This is a genomic window from Hyunsoonleella pacifica (assembly GCF_004310335.1).
Lineage (GTDB): Bacteria > Bacteroidota > Bacteroidia > Flavobacteriales > Flavobacteriaceae > Jejuia > Jejuia pacifica.
The window spans coordinates 107,241-127,834 of the sequence record NZ_SIRS01000001.1; the positions used below are offsets into that span (position 1 = coordinate 107,241).

Genomic DNA, 20,594 nt, shown 5'->3' on the forward strand with positions numbered 1-20,594 from the left:
ATAAAAATGAAATGGCAACAAACAGAACATTTACAATGCTTAAACCAGATGCAGTTGAAAAAGGGCATATTGGTGCAATATTAGAAAAAATTACTGCTTCAGGATTTAGAATTGTGGCGATGAAATTAACACAAATGACTAAAGCAGACGCGCAAGAATTTTACGCGATACACAAAGAGCGTCCATTTTTTCCTGATTTAGTAGAATATATGACACGCGGACCTATAGTGGCTGCAATTTTAGAAAAAGATAACGCAGTTGCAGATTTTAGAACTTTAATAGGTGCTACAAATCCTGCTGATGCTGCTGAAGGTACTATTAGAAAAATGTATGCAGATTCTATTAGCGAAAACGCAGTACACGGTAGCGATAGTGATGACAATGCTGCTATTGAAGGAGCTTTCCACTTTTCAGGAAGAGAGCAGTTCTAAATTCGAGAAAAGTTTATAAAATGAAAAACCCAAGACAATTGTCTTGGGTTTTTTGTAATAAAAAAGTGAAATAATATATATTAGATTACTTTTACGTTTACTGCGTTTAAACCTTTTCTACCTTCCTGTAAATCGAATTCAACTTCATCACCTTCGCGAATCTCGTCTACTAATCCAGAAATGTGAACAAAATGTTCTTTGTTTGAACCTTCTTCAGTTATAAATCCGAATCCTTTTGAATCGTTGAAGAATTTTACTGTTCCTTTACTCATTGTGTTAAATATTAAATTAATGTAATTGTGTAATCAAAATTAGTGCCACAAAAAAAAGTCTATTTTAAAAAGCAATAGACTTTTTATTGTAAATCTTAAAGCATATATTAAATAACTTTTACGTTTACTGCGTTTAAACCTTTTTTTCCTTCCTGAAGATCAAATTCAACGTTATCACCTTCGCGAACTTCGTCAATTAATCCAGAAATGTGAACAAAATGTTCTTTGTTTGAACCTTCTTCTGTAATGAATCCATATCCTTTTGAATCATTAAAGAATTTTACTGTTCCTGTACTCATGTTAAAAAAATTAAATTATTAAAACGCAAAGGTAATGTTTAAAATAATTGTAAATCAATTATTTACATTTTATTTTCTTCAAACCCACAAATAAGCCTTAAAAGGCTTGTAAACAGTAGTATAAATGTTAAAACTATTTGAAGGTACTAGGTGTTTTAACGTAATATCAACTTTTTTACAATCTCCTTGCCCAATTCCTCATTTATCATGGTTATTATTTTTTGTTTACCATAGCTTAATTCTTCTCTAAGTACACTAGAGCTTAATTGTATATAAAGCGTATCTCGATCAAGTTTTACGGAAGTAGTATAATTGTTAACACCATTACCCATCAATTTTGCCCAAGCTTCGGCAGCATTTACTTTATTTAGGCCTTTTTCTAGCTTGTTGGTTTCTACAAACTCTTTTAGAGCGTCTTTAATACTGATGTGTTCGTTGTTACGTTTGGGCATTTTTTAATATTTAGTGTTTAGTATTCAGTAATTAGTATTTCAGTGTATGGTATTTAGTTCTCATTACTAAGTACTAAAGTCTACCTACTAATCTATTCATAACTTAAAAATCTCATAACTCTGATGTACTTGTTTCACAGCATTTTCAGTTCTATTGGCATGAGTATCACTTATAAATAGCTGTCCAAAATTTTCATTATCTACTAATTTAATAATTTGAGCAACACGTTGTTCGTCTAATTTATCAAAAATGTCATCCAGTAATAAAATAGGATTAACGCCACTTTGCGTTTTAATAAAGTCAAACTGCGCTAATTTCAGTGCAATTAAAAATGATTTTTGTTGCCCTTGGCTACCAAATTTCTTTACAGGATGCCCTTCTATATGAAATATTAAATCATCTTTATGAATACCAACATTAGTATATTGTAAAGCCTTATCTTTAGCTAAGCTATTGGTTAATAATGTGTTTAAGTCGCCTTTAGATAAATGACTTTCATATACCAAATCCACTTGTTCGTTCCCATTACTTATTGCTTCATAACGCATTTTAAAAATAGGAATAAATGCTTTTAAAAACGTATCTCTTTTTTCATAAATTGCCGTGCCATATTCAGTAAGTTGTTCGTTATATACACCTAATGTATCAGCATTAAACGTATGGTTTAAAGCAAAATACTTTAATAAAGCATTGCGTTGTGCTAAAACTTTATTGTAATTAATAAGCTGTGTAAGATAATTTTTGTCACTCTGGGAAATAACGCTATCTACAAATTTGCGGCGTGTACTACTCCCTTCAATAATTAAATCTCTGTCCGCAGGAGAAATAATCACAAGAGGTAAAAAGCCAATATGCTCACTAAATTTTTCGTATGCTTTCCCATTGCGTTTTATTACTTTCTTCTGTCCACGCTTTAAACTAACACTAATTTTTTCGTGCTTTTCTTTCTTTTGGTAATCGCCATTAATTACAAAAAAATCTTCATGATGTTTTATGTTTTGAAGTGCAATGGGGTTGAAGTAACTCTTGCCAAAGGATAAATGATAAATAGCATCTAAAATATTAGTTTTTCCAACACCATTATTTCCAACAAAACAATTTATTTTTTCATTGAAATTAAAGGATTGACTTTCAAAATTTTTATAGTTTACTAATGAAAGTGATTTTAAAATCATTGGGTTATGTCGCTTAATACGTGTGTAATTTTAAATTCTTTTTTTGGCGTTACCCACAAGGGGTCAGGCTTTCACTACTCAATCCCTCCTGCGTCGGGGATTTTAAACATGCCGTTCAATCCTTAACGCGGGCATATCCGCCACCATAATATTACAAATCTGTAATTATAGTTTTTTATCAAATTCTTTTACGAAGAATTAAACTCAGCTTGCATATATAACAAAAAGAAGTGCAAATTATTGAAAAATAACAAATAAATAGCCTTTTAGTTATGAAGAAAAATTATATTTTTGCGCGACGATAATTTTCAAGATATGGCAACTTATAAGAAAAGAGGATTTAAACCAAAAACTAAGGCAGAGAAGGAGCAAAATATAGAAGAAGGATCAACAACTGCTGAGGTTTTTAATACGCTAGATGAAACGGCATCAAAAACCGAAGCATTTGTAGCTAAAAACCAAAAATATATTTTCATTATTGTAGGTGTTGTAGCAGCGGCTGTTTTAGGATCGTTAGCTTATAAAGAATATGTTGCTAAACCCAAGCAACTTAATGCTATGAACGATATGTTTCAAGCACAAAAGTTTTTTAATGAAGCAGTAAACGGTGTAGCAAAAGATTCTCTGTTCACTTTAGCCTTAAACGGGGGCGAAGGTAAATTTGGTATGTTGGATATTATCGATGAATATAGTGGAACACCAGCAGCCAATTTAGCAAACTACTATGCAGGTACAGCTTATTTAAGATTAAAAGATTACAAAAACGCTGTATCATATTTAAGTGAATTTAAAAGTGATGATGAGGTTTTAGCACCTCTAGCCCAAGGTAATATTGGCGATGCTTTTGTACAACTAGATCAACCAGAAGATGCTTTAGGATATTACGAAAAGGCCATTGCACTTAGAGATAACGGTTATACAACACCAATGTATCTATATAAAGCTGGAGCTTTAGCATTACAGTTAGGAAAAGCAGATAAAGCACTAGAATACTTTAAACGTATAAAAGAAGAGTATCCAGATTCTAGTGAAGCATCAACTATTGATGTTTTTATAGGAAAGGCTGAAGTAATAGCGAGTAAGTAATCCCATAGTATATGGCTACTGAAAATAAAAATTTATCAGAATACGATAAAGCAACAATCCCAGATGCGAAGAACTTTCGGTTTGGGATTGTTGTTTCAGAGTGGAATGATACCATTACAGGAGGTCTTTTTAAAGGCGCTTATAATGCTCTAATTGAAAACGGCGTATTGGCATCAAATATCATACGCTGGGATGTGCCTGGTAGTTTTGAGCTAATCTATGGCTGCAAAAAAATGCAAGAACAAAATGTAAATGCTGTGATTGCTATTGGAAGTGTAATTCAAGGAGAGACTAAGCATTTCGATTTTGTTTGCGAAGGCGTTACCCAAGGTATAAAAGACCTTAACATCCTAAACGAAACTCCGATAATTTTTTGTGTACTTACAGATAATAATATGCAGCAAGCCATTGAACGTTCTGGAGGGAAGCATGGTAATAAAGGCACTGAAGCTGCTATAGCAGCTATAAAAATGGCCGAACTTCGTAATAGTAGTAGAATATAAATAATACATTCCAAAACCTAAATCCCAAAAGATACCCTAATAAGGATGTGACATCTATTGGAATTTGGTTTTTATATTTTTGGAATTTGCCTATGCTGTTTGTTAACAATTTTTAGCAGTCTACACCTGTATTTTTATCGTTTTTTAAGTACTTTTGAGAAGATAAGCGTAATAGTTTGTTTAAGCAGCGAAAACATAAAACCTTTAATTATAAACCTCGTTTTTCAAAAGATAGTAATGCTTCTGAAATTGAAGATGGAAAAAATGACTTTACTTTAAAGTGGCGTAAAGAAAATGGTAAAAAAGTTAGAGGAGGTTTATCTATACGCTTTTTAATCTTGGCTTTGGTATTATTATTGATTTGCATGTATTTGTTAGAAAAAAAGTATATGTAATCTTAAAACCGAGAACTCATGGGAATATTAAAAGTTAGAAAAAATAAGAAGTTTGATTATACACCTAGATATTACAAGGGAGAGGGAAATCCTTATGAGATTAAACATAAGTTTGATGAACACCGTACAACCGTGGGTAATAATAATGGTATAAAATCTAAATTTATCAACGCTATAGCCGATTATAAAACTAACGAAAATAGAGAAGCTAATCGTCGTGTAATAATTATAGCTGCAGTTTTGCTTTTACTATTTTTATTAATCATTGGTTTCGATTTATCTATATTCTTCTCATAATTTTATATGGCAGACATTATCCAACTTTTACCAGATCATGTAGCGAATCAAATAGCTGCTGGAGAAGTTGTACAACGACCTTCTTCTGTAGTTAAGGAGCTGTTAGAAAACGCTATTGATGCAGGAGCAGATGTTATAAAACTCATTGTAAAAGATGCAGGAAAAACACTTATCCAAGTTATTGATAATGGTAAGGGGATGAGTGTTACAGATGCACGGTTAAGCTTTGAAAGACACGCCACATCTAAGATTAGAAATGCCGATGACTTATTTCAATTAAATACCAAAGGGTTTCGAGGTGAAGCGCTAGCAAGTATAGCAGCTATAGCTCATGTAGAGTTAAAAACAAAGCAAGAAGGAGATGATATTGGAACAAGTATTTTAATTGAGGGTAGTGAAGTTACTTCTCAGGAGGTTGTAGTTACACCTAAAGGTACTTCGCTTTCGGTAAAGAATTTATTTTTTAACATTCCAGCGCGTCGTAATTTTTTAAAATCCAATACGGTAGAATTAAGACATATTATAGATGAGTTTCATCGAGTGTCATTAGCGCATCCAAATATTAGTTTTTCATTATACAATAACGGTAGTGAAAGCTTTAACCTACCAGTTAGTAATTACCGCCAACGTATTGTAAATATCTTTGGAAATAAAACTAATGAAAAGTTAGTACCTGTAGAAGAAGATACTGAGGTTTTAAAGATTTCAGGTTTTGTTGGTAAGCCAGAGTTTGCCAAAAAAACCAGAGGGGAACAGTACTTTTTTGTAAACAATCGTTTTATTAAAAGTGCATATTTAAATCATGCGATCTTATCGGCTTTTGAAGGACTTTTAAAAACGGGTACACACCCAAGTTATTTTTTAAATCTAACGGTAAACCCGCAAACTATTGATATAAATATTCATCCAACTAAAACAGAAATTAAGTTTGATGATGAACATACGCTATATGCTATTTTGCGTTCTGCAGTAAAACATAGTTTAGGTCAGTTTAATATAGCACCAGTTTTAGATTTTGAGCGTGATGCGACTTTAGATACGCCATACAATTTAAAAGGAACACCATCAAAAACTCCAAGAATAGAAGTAGATAATGGTTTTAATCCATTTCAAGAATCAAAAGCTACTTCAGGGAAGTCAACAACACATTTCAAAAAAGAACCAGCAGAGCATTGGGAAAGTCTCTATGTGGGATTAGAATCTAAGAGTAATGATTCATCCACAGGTTTTAGTGAGATTACTTTTGAAAGTGAAGAAAAGACTAGCGCATTATTTGATGAAAAAGATACTTCTGAAACAGCTAGTTCTACATATCAATTGCATAATAAATATATTTTAAGTGCAATAAAATCAGGCATGTTGGTTATAGACCAGTATAGAGCGCATCAACGTATTTTATATGAAGACTTTCTAAGAGATATAACTGTAAAGGAAGGCGTAAGCCAACAGTTACTATTTCCGTTAGAATTACATTTCTCAGTACACGAAATGGAAATAGTGAAGCAATTACAAGACGATTTAGAGCACACAGGTTTTGTGTTTTCCAATATAACAGAAGAATCTATAGAAATTAAAGGTGTACCAGTAATGGTGCCAGAAAGTGAAATTTCAATTATTCTAGAGCAGTTAATTAGTGATGTGCAAAACGAAGTCCCAGATGCCAATTTTAGTGCTACTGATTTATTAGCAAAATCTATGTCTAAAAGTTTAGCGATTAAAGCGGGGCAATCGTTACAAAAGGATGAGCAAGAACATATCGTTAACAAATTATTTGCCTGTAAAGAACCTAATGTATCACCAACTAACAGAGTAACTTTTATTACTTTAGGTACAGATGAGTTAGATAAAAAATTTATTTAGATTATGATGAGGATTACGGATACCGTAAAGCATTTAATTATCATTAACGTGATAATGTTTGTAGGGACATTATTTGTGGCTAACGGTGCTTTTTATGAATGGTTTGCTATGCATTTTCCTAAAAATGAAGCGTTTCAACCTTGGCAAATTTTCACTCACATGTTTATGCATGGTGGTGGAGATTTACAAAATATAAGCATTACACATTTGCTTTTTAATATGTTTGGTCTTTGGATGTTTGGCTCTTCTGTAGAACAAGTTTTGGGATCAAAACGCTTCATATTTATATATATATCTGCTGGTCTAGGAGCTGTGGCATTACAGATAGCCTATAATTATTTTGAGTTTAATAGTGTCTTATCTGTATTAGAGAATGCTGGTTTCAATCAAACAGAAATTTATCAAACTTTAAAATCAAGTTTTAATACTTATGATAGACGTTGGGAGTCTGTTCTGGATACAGAACAATTAAGAGATATAGTTGGTAATTTTAATGGTATTATGGTTGGGGCATCTGGTTGTTTAATGGGTATAATGGCCGCTTTTGGGATGATGAATCCTAATGCGGAATTAATGCTTATTTTTTTACCAATTCCTATAAAAGCTAAATACTTTATTCCAGGTATTATATTGCTTGATTTAATCTCAGGGCTAAGCGGACAATCTATTTTTGGATATGGTAATATTGCCCATTTTGCCCATGTGGGAGGAGCAATAACCGGAGCTTTTATTATGTGGTATTGGAAAAAAACGCAGTTTAATAAAAATCGCTGGGATAGATGACGTCTTTAAATCAAGATATAAAAGAAAAGTTATCGAGGCTTAATGTACTGGAGAAAATCATCATAGTTAATATTGTAGTTTTTCTTTCAAGTTATGTGCTGTCTCCACTGTTGTCTTGGTTAGAATTGCCTAGTGAGTTTAGAAAGTTTATATTACGACCATGGAGTATAATCACTTATGCTTTTATACATTATGAGTTTTTGCATTTACTGTTTAATATGCTTTTACTCTATTTTGTTGGGCGTATGTTTTTAAACCTTTTTTCTTCTAAAATGGCACTTAATATTTACTTTTTGGGTGCAATTTCTGGAGGGATTTTTTATTTGTTATTTTTTGAGTTTTTACCCAAAAGTGCACTGGGTATTCCTCTTGTTGGGGCTTCAGCTGCTGTAATGGCTATACTTATTTTTTTATGTGCGTACATGCCCAATCAAGACGTACGTATTTTTACCTTTAACATTAAATTATGGTATATAGGCGCTTTTGTTGTTGCGCTAGATGTATTGCGTCTTTTTGGAGATAATGGAGGAGGGTATTTAGCACATTTAGGAGGTGCATTGTTAGGGTTTGTCTATGCTAAACAACTTACCAAAGGAAAAGATATAGGTAAGGGCTTTGAAAAATTTATGGATACTTTTATTGGTTTCTTCAAGTTTAAAAAGAAGAGTTCTCTTAAAACAGTACATAAAAATAAAAGTAAAGTAGGGGGATATACTAAAGCAGATTTTAATGAGTTTAACAATCAAAAGAAAGTTGATGTTATCTTAGATAAAATTAGTAAAAGCGGTTATGATAGTTTAACTGCTGAGGAAAAAGATTATCTTTTCAGAGCGGGAAAGTGATGATGGATAAATGAAGATCTTTTCGGAAAGCTACAACAAATCTTTCGTCTAATGAATATGCTGATGGCTTTCAGAAGTAATATTAAATAACATCGGTCGTTAATCAACTGTCATCAATCATCTATAACTATGGCAAAAACAAGTTTTATTGATAAAATTCTGTGGTTCATCAATAGAATATTGGCTGTTGTTTTATTACTGTCTTTTGTTTTACCTTTTTTACCTCCCAAAACATTTTCCATCCTTTCGGTTTTAAGCTTAGGTGTAGCACTGTTGATTTTAATAAATGTATTATTTTTTCTCTATTGGTTAGTTAAACTTAAAAAGAAGTTTATGCTATCACTAGTAGTTTTGGCTATTGGTTATTTTTCATTCGGATCACTTTATAAGTTCTCATCTTCAAAACAAGTAGCGTCTAATACTAATTTTAAAGTGATGAATTATAATGTGCGCTTGTTTAACTTGTATAAATGGATTTCAAAAGATAGCATAGAGACTAAAATTGTAGACTTAATAAAAGAAGAAGCACCAGATATTTTGAGTTTACAAGAATATCATCCTCACAAGAATATCGATTTATCTTTTTTTAAGTACAAATACGAAAAACTATCTGGTGCAAAAAATAAATACGGACAAGCAATTTTTTCGAATTTTCCTATTATAAATTCTGGTTCGGTAGAATTTCCAGAAACATCTAACAATGCAATTTATATTGATGTTAAAATACAGTCTGATACAGTGCGTGTGTATAATTTACATTTAGAATCTATGCGCATTGATACGAATACTGAAAGCCTAAAAAAAGAAAATTCTGAGAGGCTCTTTAAGCGTGTAGGGAACACATTTAAAATGCAACAATTTCAAACGGAGTTATTCTTGCTACATAAAAATCAGTGTAATTACAAGATGATTATTAGCGGAGACTTTAATAATACTGCGTTTTCTTATGTTTATAGGGAGATTAAAGGCGATTTAAACGACACCTTTAAAGAGGCGGGTAATGGATTTGGGAGAACTTATGATTTTAAATTTTTTCCTATTAGAATCGATTTTATATTATCAGACGATAGTTTTAATGTGAATGGTTTTAAGGCCTATAATACACATTATTCTGATCATTACCCTATCATGACTACTTTAGATTTGAAACAGTAATATATTACATAAAGGAGCAATCTACCATATCTGCTACAATGTGAATTACCAACCCTAAACCTACCAGACGCGATGTTTTAGGAATACATAAAAAAATGTAAAATAAAATAGCGAATGAAGAGTGTAGCGGATGAAACCCGATACTACATCTGTTAGGATCAAAAACAGGTGTTGCTAGTAAATGATCTAGATCAATTAGTAGCCCTGCAAGCATTATTAAGTAGGCTTTTTTCCAGTTTGATTTAAAGCATAACACAGCAACTAATAGCGGTAGCAAGAAGTGACACCCGTAATGTGCTAAAGGCTGTATCATATTATACTGCTAAGGTTTGAGATTCTAAATAATTTAGTGCGTTTGGGCCTTCGTTAAAGAGTAAATCTAGAATACTTAAGTTTGATATAAAACCATGCTTATTTGCAAAAACTTGAGTATAGTGTTCAAAACCGAAATTGATTTCATTTTTTGCGTTTACCAAGAATCTAAAATCGCTTTTATGATTCAATGGTTTTTCAAAAATTTTAGTTTTAGATGTTTCTATTTCTAATTGTAAACAGTCGCATATAGTGTAAAAGCATTTTAAATTAAAGTCCATTAAAAATGTAGTTTCTTCAAAGAATAGAGGTTTTAATTCGTCTTCATAAAACTCAAAAAATGGAGAGGTGCGATACGCAGATTCCAAAGATTTCCAATGCTGTAATTGCCATTTATCATCACTAAAAATTTTAACATCTTTATAAAGTTGTCTGTTTTTTTGAGAGTAAATTACCGGAATAGTTAAGGGTAATTTACCATTTGCACCATAAATATAACATCGATTACGATAGGTTTGTTTCACAAAACTATCAGCAAATTCAAAAGTGATTTTTTTTGATTTTGCTATGGCTACAAAGTGCGCTATGTTTGGAAAATATGTAGGATGGATTAGTATTTCCATATTTGACAATTATCCAATATTTATAGACTTTTAAGACTTAGATTTTTTACGTTTTCTCCAAGTGTTAAATCCTATCCATCCAAATAGTAAAACTAAAAATGGGATAAAATATGAAGTTGGTTTACCACTACTATGTACAGTCGTGAAAAAACGTTCTAGCCTAGGGTTAGGAAAACCATCCCAACTCATCCAAATAAAAACTGCTTTCCCAAAAACATGGTCAAAAGGTACAAATCCCCAACGTCTGGCGTCAATAGAGTTATGACGATTGTCTCCCATCATCCAGTAGTAATCTTGTTTAAATGTATAAGTACTTGCTGTTTTACCGTTTATTTTTATTTGGTTACCCTCAATATTAAGGGTGTTGCCCTCGTATTCTGTAATCACACGTTTATAAAGCGGTAAAACTTCTAGGTTAATATCTATAGTAACTCCTTTTTTTGGTATGTAAATAGGACCAAAGAAATCAACATTCCAAGGGTAATCTGGCGAGTGTGGAAACGTACTAGAATCTCGTTGTCCTTTAGCTTGTTTATTTATTTTAACGGCAGCAACATTTGGGTGATTTTTAAAGCTTGTGTACGCTTCATCTGTCATTGCTGGAATATAATAATTAGAGTATTGCTGGTTGGTAGGGAAGGCACCATCAGTTATATCATAACGCTCAGCTAGATAATTGGAGTTAAAAGTCCTTGATTTAGGTTTAACGTTATAGCTAAATTGCAGTTTAGCTCTATCTGGAAGTTCATTTTGTTTACCATTGATAAAAACATAACCATCTCTAACTTCTAATGAATCTCCTGGCAAACCAACACATCGCTTAACTAAATTAGTTTTTTTATCAATAGGTTTGTAATAATTTCTATCTGGAGTAAAATCGTTCATGTCCAACAAGGTATCAGCAGGCTGATTAAAAACTACTATATCATTTCGCTTTATTTTTTGAAATCCCGGAATACGCACGTAAGGTAATTGTAGCTTGTTTATCCAAGAGGAGTTACGTTTTTCGTAGTTGTCATTAAAGGCATAAGATTTAACTCCTGCTAGCGGAATAGTATCATGTACCATTGGCGCAGCAACTGTAGTCATAGGTACTCTAGCACCGTAATGAAATTTACTAACAAATAAAAAGTCTCCAACCAATAACGACTTTTCAAGAGATGAAGAAGGAATCGTAAAAGGTTGCATAAAATAAGTGTGCACAATAGTGGCTGCAACTATAGCAAACAAAATAGAGCTGGTCCATTCCCCAGATCCAGATTTTGGCATTAAACTTCTGTTTTCAACGTAACTTACATTAGCAACATAATTCAAATAATAATTATAAAACCCTAAGGTAACAATGGCTAAAAACGTATCTAGATATGTGTTTTTTCCGAAACTCCTAGCAGTTTCTACCCATACTACCATTAGCATTATGAGATTCACAATAGGTAGAAATAGTAAAATAACCCACCACCAAGGGCGATTAATGATCTTCATCAAAACAACGCCATTGTAGATAGGAACAAAAGCTTCCCAAGCTTGTCGTCCTGCCTTAATGTATAGCTTCCAAGTACCTAATCCATGTATGATTTGAATGATTAATAAAAATACAAGCCACTGAGTAAGAGTCATCTTCTTTATGTTTTATAATAAGTTCATTAGAGCGAAAAACGTAAATCTTGTTACAATAATTAGTTGTGTTAACCTATATTTAACACATCGTTCATAGAGAATACTCCTGTTTTTCCTACCAACCATTCAGCAGCTACAACTGCACCAAGAGCAAAACCTTGTCGGTTATGTGCTATATGCTCTATAGTGATAGAGTCTACTTCACTTGCATAATTAACGGTATGTGTGCCAGGAACATCTTCAATGCGTTTAGCAACTATAGGAATAGATTTTTCGTTAGTTTCATCTAGTTTCCAAGTGTCGTAGTTTGCGTTATTTTCAATAACACCTTCTGCTAAGGTAATGGCAGTTCCACTAGGAGCATCTAATTTTTTAGTATGATGAATTTCTTCCATAGTAACATTGTACTGAGAAAGATTACTCATCATCTTAGCTAAGTTTTTATTTAACTCAAAAAAGATATTGACACCTAGACTAAAATTTGAAGCGTAAATAAAAGCCCCATTATTCTGTTTACATAAGGCAATTGCTTTATCATAATCTGCTAACCAGCCAGTGGTTCCAGAAACTACAGGTACTCCATTCTCTAAACATTTAGTAATGTTATTAAATGCTACAGAGGGAATACTAAAATCGATTGCTACATCAGCTTTCGAGATGTCGTAATCTGTATCATCCTTATCAACTTTTAGTATAATATCATGCCCTCTACTTATTGCTATTTTTTCAATGGTTTGCCCCATTCTACCATATCCTAGTAAAGCTATATTCATATCTTTTGCTTAATGTCCAATATGGACTAAAATTTCCAATTTAAACTTAACCCAACGGTGCTGCCATTATCTATGTCGTTAAGCTCATAATGCGGTGCTAAGGTAAGGTTTTCATCTACATTATATTGCAATAAATGTGCATCTACATTAGCATCAATAATATTTAACGCGTAAAGCCCAATAGTAACCAAAAGTGACACCTCTTTATTTCTTCTAAATAGTTGTTGTGCTCTAATAAGTCCATCATCAGATACTCTAGGCGTTGAAAGTTGATTTCCAGAAGAGTCAAAATAAAACTCATCATCTTGAAAACCCGCTAATCGTCTTCTAAAAGCATCTCTGTATCTTCTGTATTCTTTATCATTAGTGAGATAGAAATACATACCAGTACCCAATGCACCATAAACAATAGGGATTTTCCAATATTTTTTATTGTAAGCTTGGCCTAAACCTGGAAACACAGCAGATAGAAAAGCTGCCTTTGCAGGACGTAAAGGGTCGATGGTTTTAGATTTTACGATAGTATCTTTAACCACTAAAGCTGAAGGGATGCTATCTTGAATTGATTTATCCTTATTTTGAGAAAAGGAAATAAAGCAACAACATAAAGCGGTAAAACCTGCTAAAAAGAGCTTATTTGGCACGCTGCACTAATTTTTTAATTCGGTTGAAATCTTCTTCAGAATGAAAAGGGATAATAATTTTACCTTTTCCATTTTTAGAAACTTTAACGTCAATTTTATGTCCAAAGTATTCTGAAAATTCTTTTATGCCTTTTTTAACATGCTTTGGCATTTCTTCTAAAGCATTATCTTTTAGAGAAGATGTAGCGGTTTCCGTGTTTGGATTATTGTGTTGCCTTATTAAGTCTTCGGTTTCTCTAACTGATAGTTTTTTTGAAAGGATGTTTTCGTAAATATCTAGTTGTTCGCTTTGATTTTCGACAGAAATTAATGCACGACCATGGCCCATTGAGATGAACCCATCTCTCATACCTGTTTGTATAATGGGATCTAGTTTTAATAAACGTAAATAATTGGCAATTGTGGAACGCTTTTTTCCTACACGTTCACTCATTTGTTCTTGTGTAAGATTTATTTCATCAATCAATCGTTGGTAAGACAAAGCTATTTCAATAGGATCTAAATCTTGTCGTTGAATATTTTCAACTAGAGCCATTTCTAAAGATTCTTGATCGTTAGCAATTCTAATGTAAGCAGGGATAGTTTGTAAACCTACTAACTTAGAAGCACGATAACGACGTTCTCCAGAGACCAATTGGTATTTATTAAACTCTAATTTTCTTACCGTTATGGGTTGTATAATTCCTAATTCTCGTATAGATGACGCCAGCTCTTGTAGAGACTCTTCGCTGAAATTGGTACGAGGTTGAAACGGATTAACCTCAATAGAAGCTATATCTAATTCAACTATATTACCAATAACCTTATCAGCTCCTTTATCTTGAACAGATTGTATATCATTACTGGGGTCTTTAAGAAGTGCAGATAAACCTCTACCTAAAGCTTGTTTCTTGGTTGCCTTCGCCATAATTAGGAGTTTTTAGTAATAATTTCTTCGGCTAAACTTAAGTAATTACTTGCACCTTTACTACCAGCATCATAATTTATAATACTTTCGCCATAACTGGGTGCTTCACTTAAACGCACATTTCGCTGAATTATGGTGTTAAATACCATATCGTTAAAATGTTTTTGAACCTCTTCCACTACTTGATTAGATAGTCTTAAACGTGAGTCGTACATCGTAAGCAATAACCCTTCGTAATCTAAACTTGGATTATGAACTTTTTGCACACTTTTTATAGTATTCAACAATTTACCTAATCCTTCTAAAGCAAAATATTCACATTGAATTGGAATCAAAACAGAATCTGCAGCAGTTAATGCGTTTAATGTTAATAATCCCAAAGAAGGCGCACAATCAATTAAAATAAAATCGTAATCATCTTTAATATCTGTTAATGCTTTTTTTAGCATATACTCACGCTCATCTTTATCAACTAATTCAATTTCAATAGCAACCAAATCTATATGTGCAGGTATGATGTCTAAGTTTGGTGTTTCTGTGGTAATTACAGATTCCTTAGCGGAATTTGTATGTTCTAAAAGTTGATATGTGCCAATTTCCACACTTTCAACATCAATACCCAACCCAGAAGTCGCATTGGCTTGTGGGTCAGCATCTATCAATAAAATTTTTTTCTCTAGAACACCTAACGAAGCAGCTAAGTTTACTGAAGTAGTGGTTTTACCTACGCCTCCTTTTTGATTAGCAATTGCAATGACTTTGCCCATTGATTGATTTGGTTTTTTAATGCGTAAAAATACAATTATTTACGAGTAATAAAAACCTAACTTGTTAACATAGTTTGAATGACTGTTATCGCTAGTTTTAAGGGTTTAACCTGATAAAAGTTTAACATTTTATTGTGAGAAATTATATAATTGAAATTGGAAATTTGAGAAACTAAAAATTAATATTATGAAAAGCTATTATTCTTATTTAAGAAATGCTACGGTTATTTTATTTATCACAACCATTTCATTTCAAATTAATGCTCAGATTAAAAAGACAGCTGAAGTTGAAGGTATCACAGAATATGTTTTAGATAACGGATTAAAAGTGTTGTTGTTTCCTGATAATTCTGCTCAGACCATAACTGTAAATATTACTTATATGGTAGGTTCAAGACATGAAGGTTATGGAGAAAAGGGTATGGCACATTTATTAGAACACATGGTGTTTAAGGGCACTCCAAACCATCCAGATATTCCCAAAGAATTAACTGAACATGGTGCAAGACCTAATGGAACTACTTGGTACGATAGGACTAATTATTTTGAAACGTTTAATGCTACAGATGAGAATTTAGACTGGGCTTTAGATCTAGAGGCGGACAGGATGGTAAACTCTTATATAGCTAAAAAAGACTTGGAATCCGAATTTTCTGTAGTAAGAAATGAATTTGAAAGTGGAGAAAATTCTCCAACAAGAGTTTTAATGCAAAAAGTAATTAGTGCTGCATTTTTATGGCATAATTATGGGAATTCAACTATAGGCAATCGTTCTGATATAGAGCGTGTACCTATAGAAAATCTACAAGCATTTTATAAAAAATATTACCGCCCAGATAATGCAGTATTAATGGTTACGGGTAAGTTTGAAAGAGATAAAATTTTAAAACTCATTGAAAAGAAGTTTGGAGCTATTAAAAATCCCGATGCACCTATAAGAGATATTCCAACAATTGAGCCCGCTCAAGATGGAGAAAAACATGTGGCTTTAAGTCGTGTAGGAGATTTGCAAATAGTATCAGCATTGTATCACACTCCAGCTGGATCTCATGAAGATTATGCTGCATTAGCCGTGGCTGAGAATATACTAACAAATCAACCTTCAGGTAGATTATACAAAGCCCTCGTAGACGAAAAGAAAGCTTCTTCAGTTTGGTCTTTTTCGCCATTTACAAAAGAGCCTTCTTTTATGTATTTTAATGTTGATGTACCTTCAGATAAATCTTTAAATGAAGCAGAAAGCACTTTGGTAAATCTTTTGGATGACTTAAAAAGTAATCCAATTACTGAAGAAGAAGTAAAAAGGGCAAAATCTAACATCCTTAAGAGGTATGATCAAATAATAAGAAACTCTTCGTATTTAGGAACCTTCATGAGTGAGTTTATTGGAGCAGGAGATTGGCGACTATCTTTTATTCAAAGAGATAGGGTAGAAGCCATGACAGCAGACAAAGTAAATACAGCTGTACAACGTTATTTAATTAATACAAACCGTACAGTTGGAAATTTTATACCTACAAAGAAACCCATTAGAGTTGAAATTGAGCATACTGAAGGTTTAGAAGAATTAGTTACTAATTATAAAGGAAAAGAAGGGCTGGATGCAGGAGAAGCGTTTGATGTGTCTTATGAAAACATACAAAACCGACTAAACTCAGGAAAACTTCAAAAAACCCCAATAGAGTATGGTTTTATAAAGAAAAATAATCGAGGAAAAACGGTTAACTTATTATTTGTTATAAGAAATGGTAATGTTAATGATTTCATGAATAAAGGGCGATTAGCAAATTACACAGCTAGAATGCTAAATAAGGGGACTACAAATTATTCTAGGCAAGATATTGAAGACAAGCTAAGTGCTTTGAAATCTTCAGTTAGTCTTTCTGGAGGTAACGGAAGAATAAGCGCACGTATTAGTACTACTGAAGAATATCTCATGGAAACTTTAGCATTAATGACAGATATGTTGAAAAACCCAACGTTTAATGAAGCAGAATTAGAGAAATTAAAAACTGCAGATTTAGCAAATATTGAGCGTAATAAAACAGAACCTCAGTTTTTAGCAAGTAAAGCCCTTGGTAATTTAAATCAACATTATAAAAAAGGACATCCACTTTATTCTACATCAGTTGAAGATGACATTGAGAACATAAATGCGATAACAGTTGAAGGTCTCAAAAATTATTATGATGAGTTTTATGGTATTTCAGACAATGCATCTTTAGTAGCCATTGGGAATATAGATGAAAACGCTCTAAAGAATTATTTTGAAACTGAGTTTGCCAACTTTAAGGTGGATAAACCCTATAAGCCTATTGAAGACCCGTATAGAAAAAACAATGCTATAAATGAGAAAATAAAAACACCAGACAAGAAAAATGCTATCAGTATTGGTGTAATGGCTTTTGAAGGTAGTGTGGTGGATGAGGATTATGCAGCACTTCAAGTCGCTAGTTCAATATTTGGTGGAGGGTTTTTAAATTCCAGAATAGCAGGAAGATTACGTCAAAAAGATGGTATAAGTTATGGTGCTGGTGGTAGAGTAGATGTAGATGGAGACCCTAAAGATTCAAAATCATCAATACTTGTATATGCTATTTATGCGCCAGAGAATGCTGATAAAGTACAAAAAGGATTTAGTGAAGAAATAGAGCGTTATATTAATGAAGGTATTACAGAAGATGAATTGAAGGTAGCTATTACCAGTTGGGTGCAAGGTAGAAGTGTATCTAGAGCAAAGGATAATGAACTATCAAGAACTATAAATAATAACTTGTATTATGATAGAGATATGATGTTCTACAAAGGTATTGAAGACAAAGTAACTTCTTTAACAGTGGAAGATGTAAATAAAGTCATAAAAAAATACTTTAAAACATTTGATAATTGGACGGTGGTAAACGCAGGAGATTTTGAAAAAGCACCAGAAATTAAAAGTGAGAAAAAGGTAGATTAGTTGAAAAATCCATAAACTTAAGAGCCAAATCTTTTTTTGATTTGGCTTTTGTTTTTACGACAAAATATAATGCCATAGATATTTCGTATAGTAAAAGCTCTATGGCTGATATACCTGTCCTCTATGAGGTTTTAGAGCATCTCTAACAGGCTTCATTTCATCTTCATTTACTATCATAAAAGCTATAGCATGTAACGTGTTGATGGCTTGATAACCAGTTATGCTTAATACTAGGCTTTGGCTTTTAATATACTCTTTCAAGTGAATTTCATGATGTTCAGCAATTTTTAAGGCATCAGGTCCACGAAAATCCCAAATAAGTTTTAATTGTCGCATAGGCTTTTGTTTGATTTCAAAGATCTTAAATTAAGAGGAAAAACTTAAAATAAAACTGCTTTATTCACGTTTGTTAACACAACTTGTTTTAAAGCTATATATTAGTATTTTTGCACTTGTTGATTAATAATTTTCTACTATGAAATTAAAGTATTGCATCCTAGTTTTTCCATTATTTTTTATAACTATTGGGTTTGCTCAAAAGCAAAATAAAGACGTATTATTTACTATTGCAGAGGAGCCTGTATATGTTTCAGAATTTTTAAGAGTTTATAATAAAAACTTAGATTTGGTACAGGATGAATCCCAAAAAGATGTCGAAGAGTATTTAAAGTTGTTTGTAAATTACAAATTAAAATTACAGGAAGCTAAGGCACAAGGATTACATGAAAAACCTTCATACCAAAGAGAGTTAGGGAATTACAAAAAGCAGCTGGCAAAAAATTATATGACCGATGCTGAAGTAAATGAGACATTGGTGAAAGAGGCATACGATCATATTACCACAGATGTAAAGGCAAATCATATTCTAGTACGAGTGGCAGAAGATGCGAGCCCTAAAGATACATTAGTAGCTTTCAATAAAATTAGTAATTTAAGAGAGCGAGCTCTAGAAGAAGGATTTGAAACTGTTAGAAAGCAAATACATAATGGTAAAACACTTTTTGGAGAAGAACTAGGTTGGTTTTCTGCATTTAAAATGGTGTATAAGTTTGAGAAATCTGCTTATAGTACTCCAGTAGGTAATATTTCTCAACCTTTTAGAACACGTTTTGGTTATCACATTGTTAAAGTTTTAGATAGACGCAAAGCTCGTGGAGAACGAACTGTTAAGCATATAATGATTATACCAAAAAGTGAAAGTGAAGCCTCTAATGCTGAAAAGAGAATTAATGAGATTTACAAGAAAATTCAACAAGGAGAAGAATACGAAGCCTTAGCTAAAGAGTTTTCCGATGATAAAAATTCGGCACCTAGTGGAGGTTTACTCAAACCCTTTTCTAGCGGACAACTGAGTGTGCCAGAATTTGAAGAAGCTGCATTTGCATTACAGAATCAAGGCGATATATCCAAACCTATGAAAACAGATTTTGGATGGCATATCTTAAAACTTGTAAATGCAAAACCTATTGGTGCTTTTGAAAATATAAAGCCTGAGCTTGAACAAAAAGTAAAAAAAGATTCCCGTTCGCAATTGATTGAAGAGGCTTTAATAGCTAAATTAAAGCAGAAATATAATATAGGAGATAACACGCCAGATTTAAGCTATTTTGTGTCTATATTAAATGACGATTTTTACAAACGCACTTGGGAATTACCTAAGGAATTTAAAGGTAATTTGCCTCTGGTAAGAATTGGAGATAAACAATTAACAAATGCTGATTTTGCAGATGCATTATTATCTCAGCAAAAACGAATTAGAGGTAAACAGAGTTTTCAAGGTATAGTTTATAGTACCTATGAAGCGTTTTTAAATTCAAATTTAAAGCAATATCAGGAAGAAAATCTTGAAAATGAAAATGAAGACTTTGCTCATATTTTTAGTGAATATAGAGATGGGTTATTGTTATTTGATTTAATGGAGAATACTATTTGGAAATCTGCTAAAACAGATTCTGTAGAAGTTAAAGAATTCTATGAAACGCATAAAGAAAAATATAAGTGGCCTGTAAGGGTAGAAGCAGAAGTTGCTTCCTCAACAAATAAAAAAATCATAAAGAAAGTTGCTAAACTCATGGGCGAGAACATGTCGGCAGAAGATATTAAGGCATTAGTAAATACAAACGGTAAGGTTAATGTAATTTTTACTATTGATACGATGGGGACTGAGCATCAAGCATTACCAAAAAACTTTGATTTAACGAAAGGTATTTCAAAGGTGTGTAAGCATAACAATGGCTTTGTAGTAGCTAATGTTAGTAACGTATTTCCAGAAAAACAAAAACCTTATGAAGAAGTTAAAGGGTTAGTAATAAGTGATTATCAAACACATAAAGAAAACCTTTGGTTAGAAGAACTTAAAAATAAATATAAGGTGGTTATTAATACAGATGTTTTTAAGAAGGTTAAAGCAGACATTAATTAGTATTTTGCATATCAAATCCCTC

General features: G+C 32.4%; 23 protein-coding genes. 11 read left to right on the plus strand and 12 right to left on the minus strand.

Annotation, left to right across the window (positions count from 1 at the left end; translation table 11 throughout):
• The first annotated feature begins 11 nt into the window (after positions 1-11).
• Positions 12-431, plus strand: a complete 420-nt coding sequence (locus tag EYD46_RS00500) for a nucleoside-diphosphate kinase (RefSeq protein ID WP_130935098.1) — start codon at positions 12-14, stop codon at positions 429-431.
• 80 nt (positions 432-511) lie between these two features.
• On the opposite strand, the gene EYD46_RS00505 is transcribed toward EYD46_RS00500, so the two are convergent.
• The 4 genes from EYD46_RS00505 to recF all read right to left on the minus strand — a co-directional run bounded on the left by EYD46_RS00505 (position 512) and on the right by recF (position 2,630).
• Positions 512-703 carry a cold-shock protein gene (locus EYD46_RS00505; protein WP_130935099.1) on the minus strand — a complete coding sequence of 64 codons (192 nt, stop codon included), beginning with the start codon at positions 701-703 and terminating at the stop codon, positions 512-514.
• Positions 704-810: 107 nt separating this feature from the next.
• Positions 811-1,002 carry a cold-shock protein gene (locus EYD46_RS00510; protein ID WP_130935100.1) on the minus strand — a complete coding sequence of 64 codons (192 nt, stop codon included), beginning with the start codon at positions 1,000-1,002 and terminating at the stop codon, positions 811-813.
• A 155-nt stretch (positions 1,003-1,157) separates the two neighbouring features.
• Positions 1,158-1,454, minus strand: a complete 297-nt coding sequence (locus EYD46_RS00515) for a DUF721 domain-containing protein (RefSeq protein WP_130935101.1) — start codon at positions 1,452-1,454, stop codon at positions 1,158-1,160.
• A 96-nt stretch (positions 1,455-1,550) separates the two neighbouring features.
• Positions 1,551-2,630 (minus strand): DNA replication/repair protein RecF, encoded by a 1,080-nt coding sequence (gene recF / locus EYD46_RS00520; RefSeq protein WP_130935102.1) that lies wholly within the window; start codon positions 2,628-2,630, stop codon positions 1,551-1,553.
• 315 nt (positions 2,631-2,945) lie between these two features.
• Here recF and EYD46_RS00525 point away from each other — a divergent pair, with 315 nt between their 5' ends.
• The 8 genes from EYD46_RS00525 (at position 2,946) to EYD46_RS00560 (ending at position 9,551) form a co-directional block, all read left to right on the plus strand.
• Positions 2,946-3,716 carry a tetratricopeptide repeat protein gene (locus EYD46_RS00525; protein ID WP_130935645.1) on the plus strand — a complete coding sequence of 257 codons (771 nt, stop codon included), beginning with the start codon at positions 2,946-2,948 and terminating at the stop codon, positions 3,714-3,716.
• Positions 3,717-3,727: 11 nt separating this feature from the next.
• Positions 3,728-4,219 carry a 6,7-dimethyl-8-ribityllumazine synthase gene (gene ribH / locus EYD46_RS00530; RefSeq protein ID WP_130935103.1) on the plus strand — a complete coding sequence of 164 codons (492 nt, stop codon included), beginning with the start codon at positions 3,728-3,730 and terminating at the stop codon, positions 4,217-4,219.
• Positions 4,220-4,395: 176 nt separating this feature from the next.
• A complete protein-coding gene (locus EYD46_RS00535; protein ID WP_130935104.1) occupies positions 4,396-4,614 on the plus strand; it encodes a hypothetical protein in 219 nt (72 codons plus the stop codon).
• Between the two features lie 18 nt (positions 4,615-4,632).
• The gene (locus EYD46_RS00540; RefSeq protein ID WP_130935105.1) at positions 4,633-4,911 is read left to right on the plus strand and encodes a riboflavin synthase subunit beta; all 279 of its coding nucleotides are present in this window, start codon (positions 4,633-4,635) and stop codon (positions 4,909-4,911) included.
• Between the two features lie 6 nt (positions 4,912-4,917).
• Positions 4,918-6,771: a DNA mismatch repair endonuclease MutL gene (mutL, locus tag EYD46_RS00545; RefSeq protein ID WP_130935106.1), complete on the plus strand. Its 1,854-nt coding sequence runs from the start codon at positions 4,918-4,920 to the stop codon at positions 6,769-6,771.
• 3 nt (positions 6,772-6,774) lie between these two features.
• Positions 6,775-7,554, plus strand: a complete 780-nt coding sequence (locus tag EYD46_RS00550) for a rhomboid family intramembrane serine protease (RefSeq protein ID WP_130935107.1) — start codon at positions 6,775-6,777, stop codon at positions 7,552-7,554.
• A complete protein-coding gene (locus EYD46_RS00555) occupies positions 7,551-8,396 on the plus strand; it encodes a rhomboid family intramembrane serine protease (protein WP_130935108.1) in 846 nt (281 codons plus the stop codon). Before EYD46_RS00550 ends, EYD46_RS00555 begins: the two co-directional genes overlap by 4 nt.
• A 129-nt stretch (positions 8,397-8,525) precedes the next feature.
• Positions 8,526-9,551: an endonuclease/exonuclease/phosphatase family protein gene (locus tag EYD46_RS00560; RefSeq protein ID WP_130935109.1), complete on the plus strand. Its 1,026-nt coding sequence runs from the start codon at positions 8,526-8,528 to the stop codon at positions 9,549-9,551.
• 4 nt (positions 9,552-9,555) lie between these two features.
• On the opposite strand, the gene EYD46_RS00565 is transcribed toward EYD46_RS00560, so the two are convergent.
• The 7 genes from EYD46_RS00565 to EYD46_RS00595 all read right to left on the minus strand — a co-directional run bounded on the left by EYD46_RS00565 (position 9,556) and on the right by EYD46_RS00595 (position 15,194).
• A complete protein-coding gene (locus EYD46_RS00565; RefSeq protein ID WP_130935110.1) occupies positions 9,556-9,864 on the minus strand; it encodes a DUF6122 family protein in 309 nt (102 codons plus the stop codon).
• Position 9,865: 1 nt separating this feature from the next.
• Entirely contained in the window at positions 9,866-10,486 is a 621-nt protein-coding gene (locus EYD46_RS00570) for a WbqC family protein (protein WP_130935111.1), read from the minus strand.
• Between the two features lie 30 nt (positions 10,487-10,516).
• Positions 10,517-12,103: a signal peptidase I gene (gene lepB / locus EYD46_RS00575; protein ID WP_130935112.1), complete on the minus strand. Its 1,587-nt coding sequence runs from the start codon at positions 12,101-12,103 to the stop codon at positions 10,517-10,519.
• A 68-nt stretch (positions 12,104-12,171) separates the two neighbouring features.
• Entirely contained in the window at positions 12,172-12,876 is a 705-nt protein-coding gene (gene dapB, locus EYD46_RS00580) for a 4-hydroxy-tetrahydrodipicolinate reductase (protein WP_130935113.1), read from the minus strand.
• A 26-nt stretch (positions 12,877-12,902) separates the two neighbouring features.
• Positions 12,903-13,520 (minus strand): DUF5683 domain-containing protein, encoded by a 618-nt coding sequence (locus tag EYD46_RS00585; RefSeq protein ID WP_130935114.1) that lies wholly within the window; start codon positions 13,518-13,520, stop codon positions 12,903-12,905.
• Positions 13,510-14,427: a ParB/RepB/Spo0J family partition protein gene (locus EYD46_RS00590; protein ID WP_130935115.1), complete on the minus strand. Its 918-nt coding sequence runs from the start codon at positions 14,425-14,427 to the stop codon at positions 13,510-13,512. The genes EYD46_RS00585 and EYD46_RS00590 overlap by 11 nt, the downstream gene beginning before the upstream one ends.
• 2 nt (positions 14,428-14,429) lie before the next feature.
• The gene (locus tag EYD46_RS00595) at positions 14,430-15,194 is read right to left on the minus strand and encodes a ParA family protein (protein ID WP_130935116.1); all 765 of its coding nucleotides are present in this window, start codon (positions 15,192-15,194) and stop codon (positions 14,430-14,432) included.
• A 187-nt stretch (positions 15,195-15,381) separates the two neighbouring features.
• Here EYD46_RS00595 and EYD46_RS00600 point away from each other — a divergent pair, with 187 nt between their 5' ends.
• Positions 15,382-18,150 carry a M16 family metallopeptidase gene (locus EYD46_RS00600; protein ID WP_130935117.1) on the plus strand — a complete coding sequence of 923 codons (2,769 nt, stop codon included), beginning with the start codon at positions 15,382-15,384 and terminating at the stop codon, positions 18,148-18,150.
• Positions 18,151-18,249: 99 nt separating this feature from the next.
• Here EYD46_RS00600 and EYD46_RS00605 read toward each other — a convergent pair whose 3' ends face one another.
• Entirely contained in the window at positions 18,250-18,486 is a 237-nt protein-coding gene (locus tag EYD46_RS00605) for a hypothetical protein (protein ID WP_130935118.1), read from the minus strand.
• 139 nt (positions 18,487-18,625) lie between these two features.
• On the opposite strand from EYD46_RS00605, the gene EYD46_RS00610 reads away from it, so the two are divergent.
• On the plus strand, positions 18,626-20,572 hold the full coding sequence (locus EYD46_RS00610) for a peptidylprolyl isomerase (RefSeq protein WP_130935119.1): 1,947 nt from the start codon (positions 18,626-18,628) through the stop codon (positions 20,570-20,572).
• Positions 20,573-20,594: the final 22 nt, after the last annotated feature.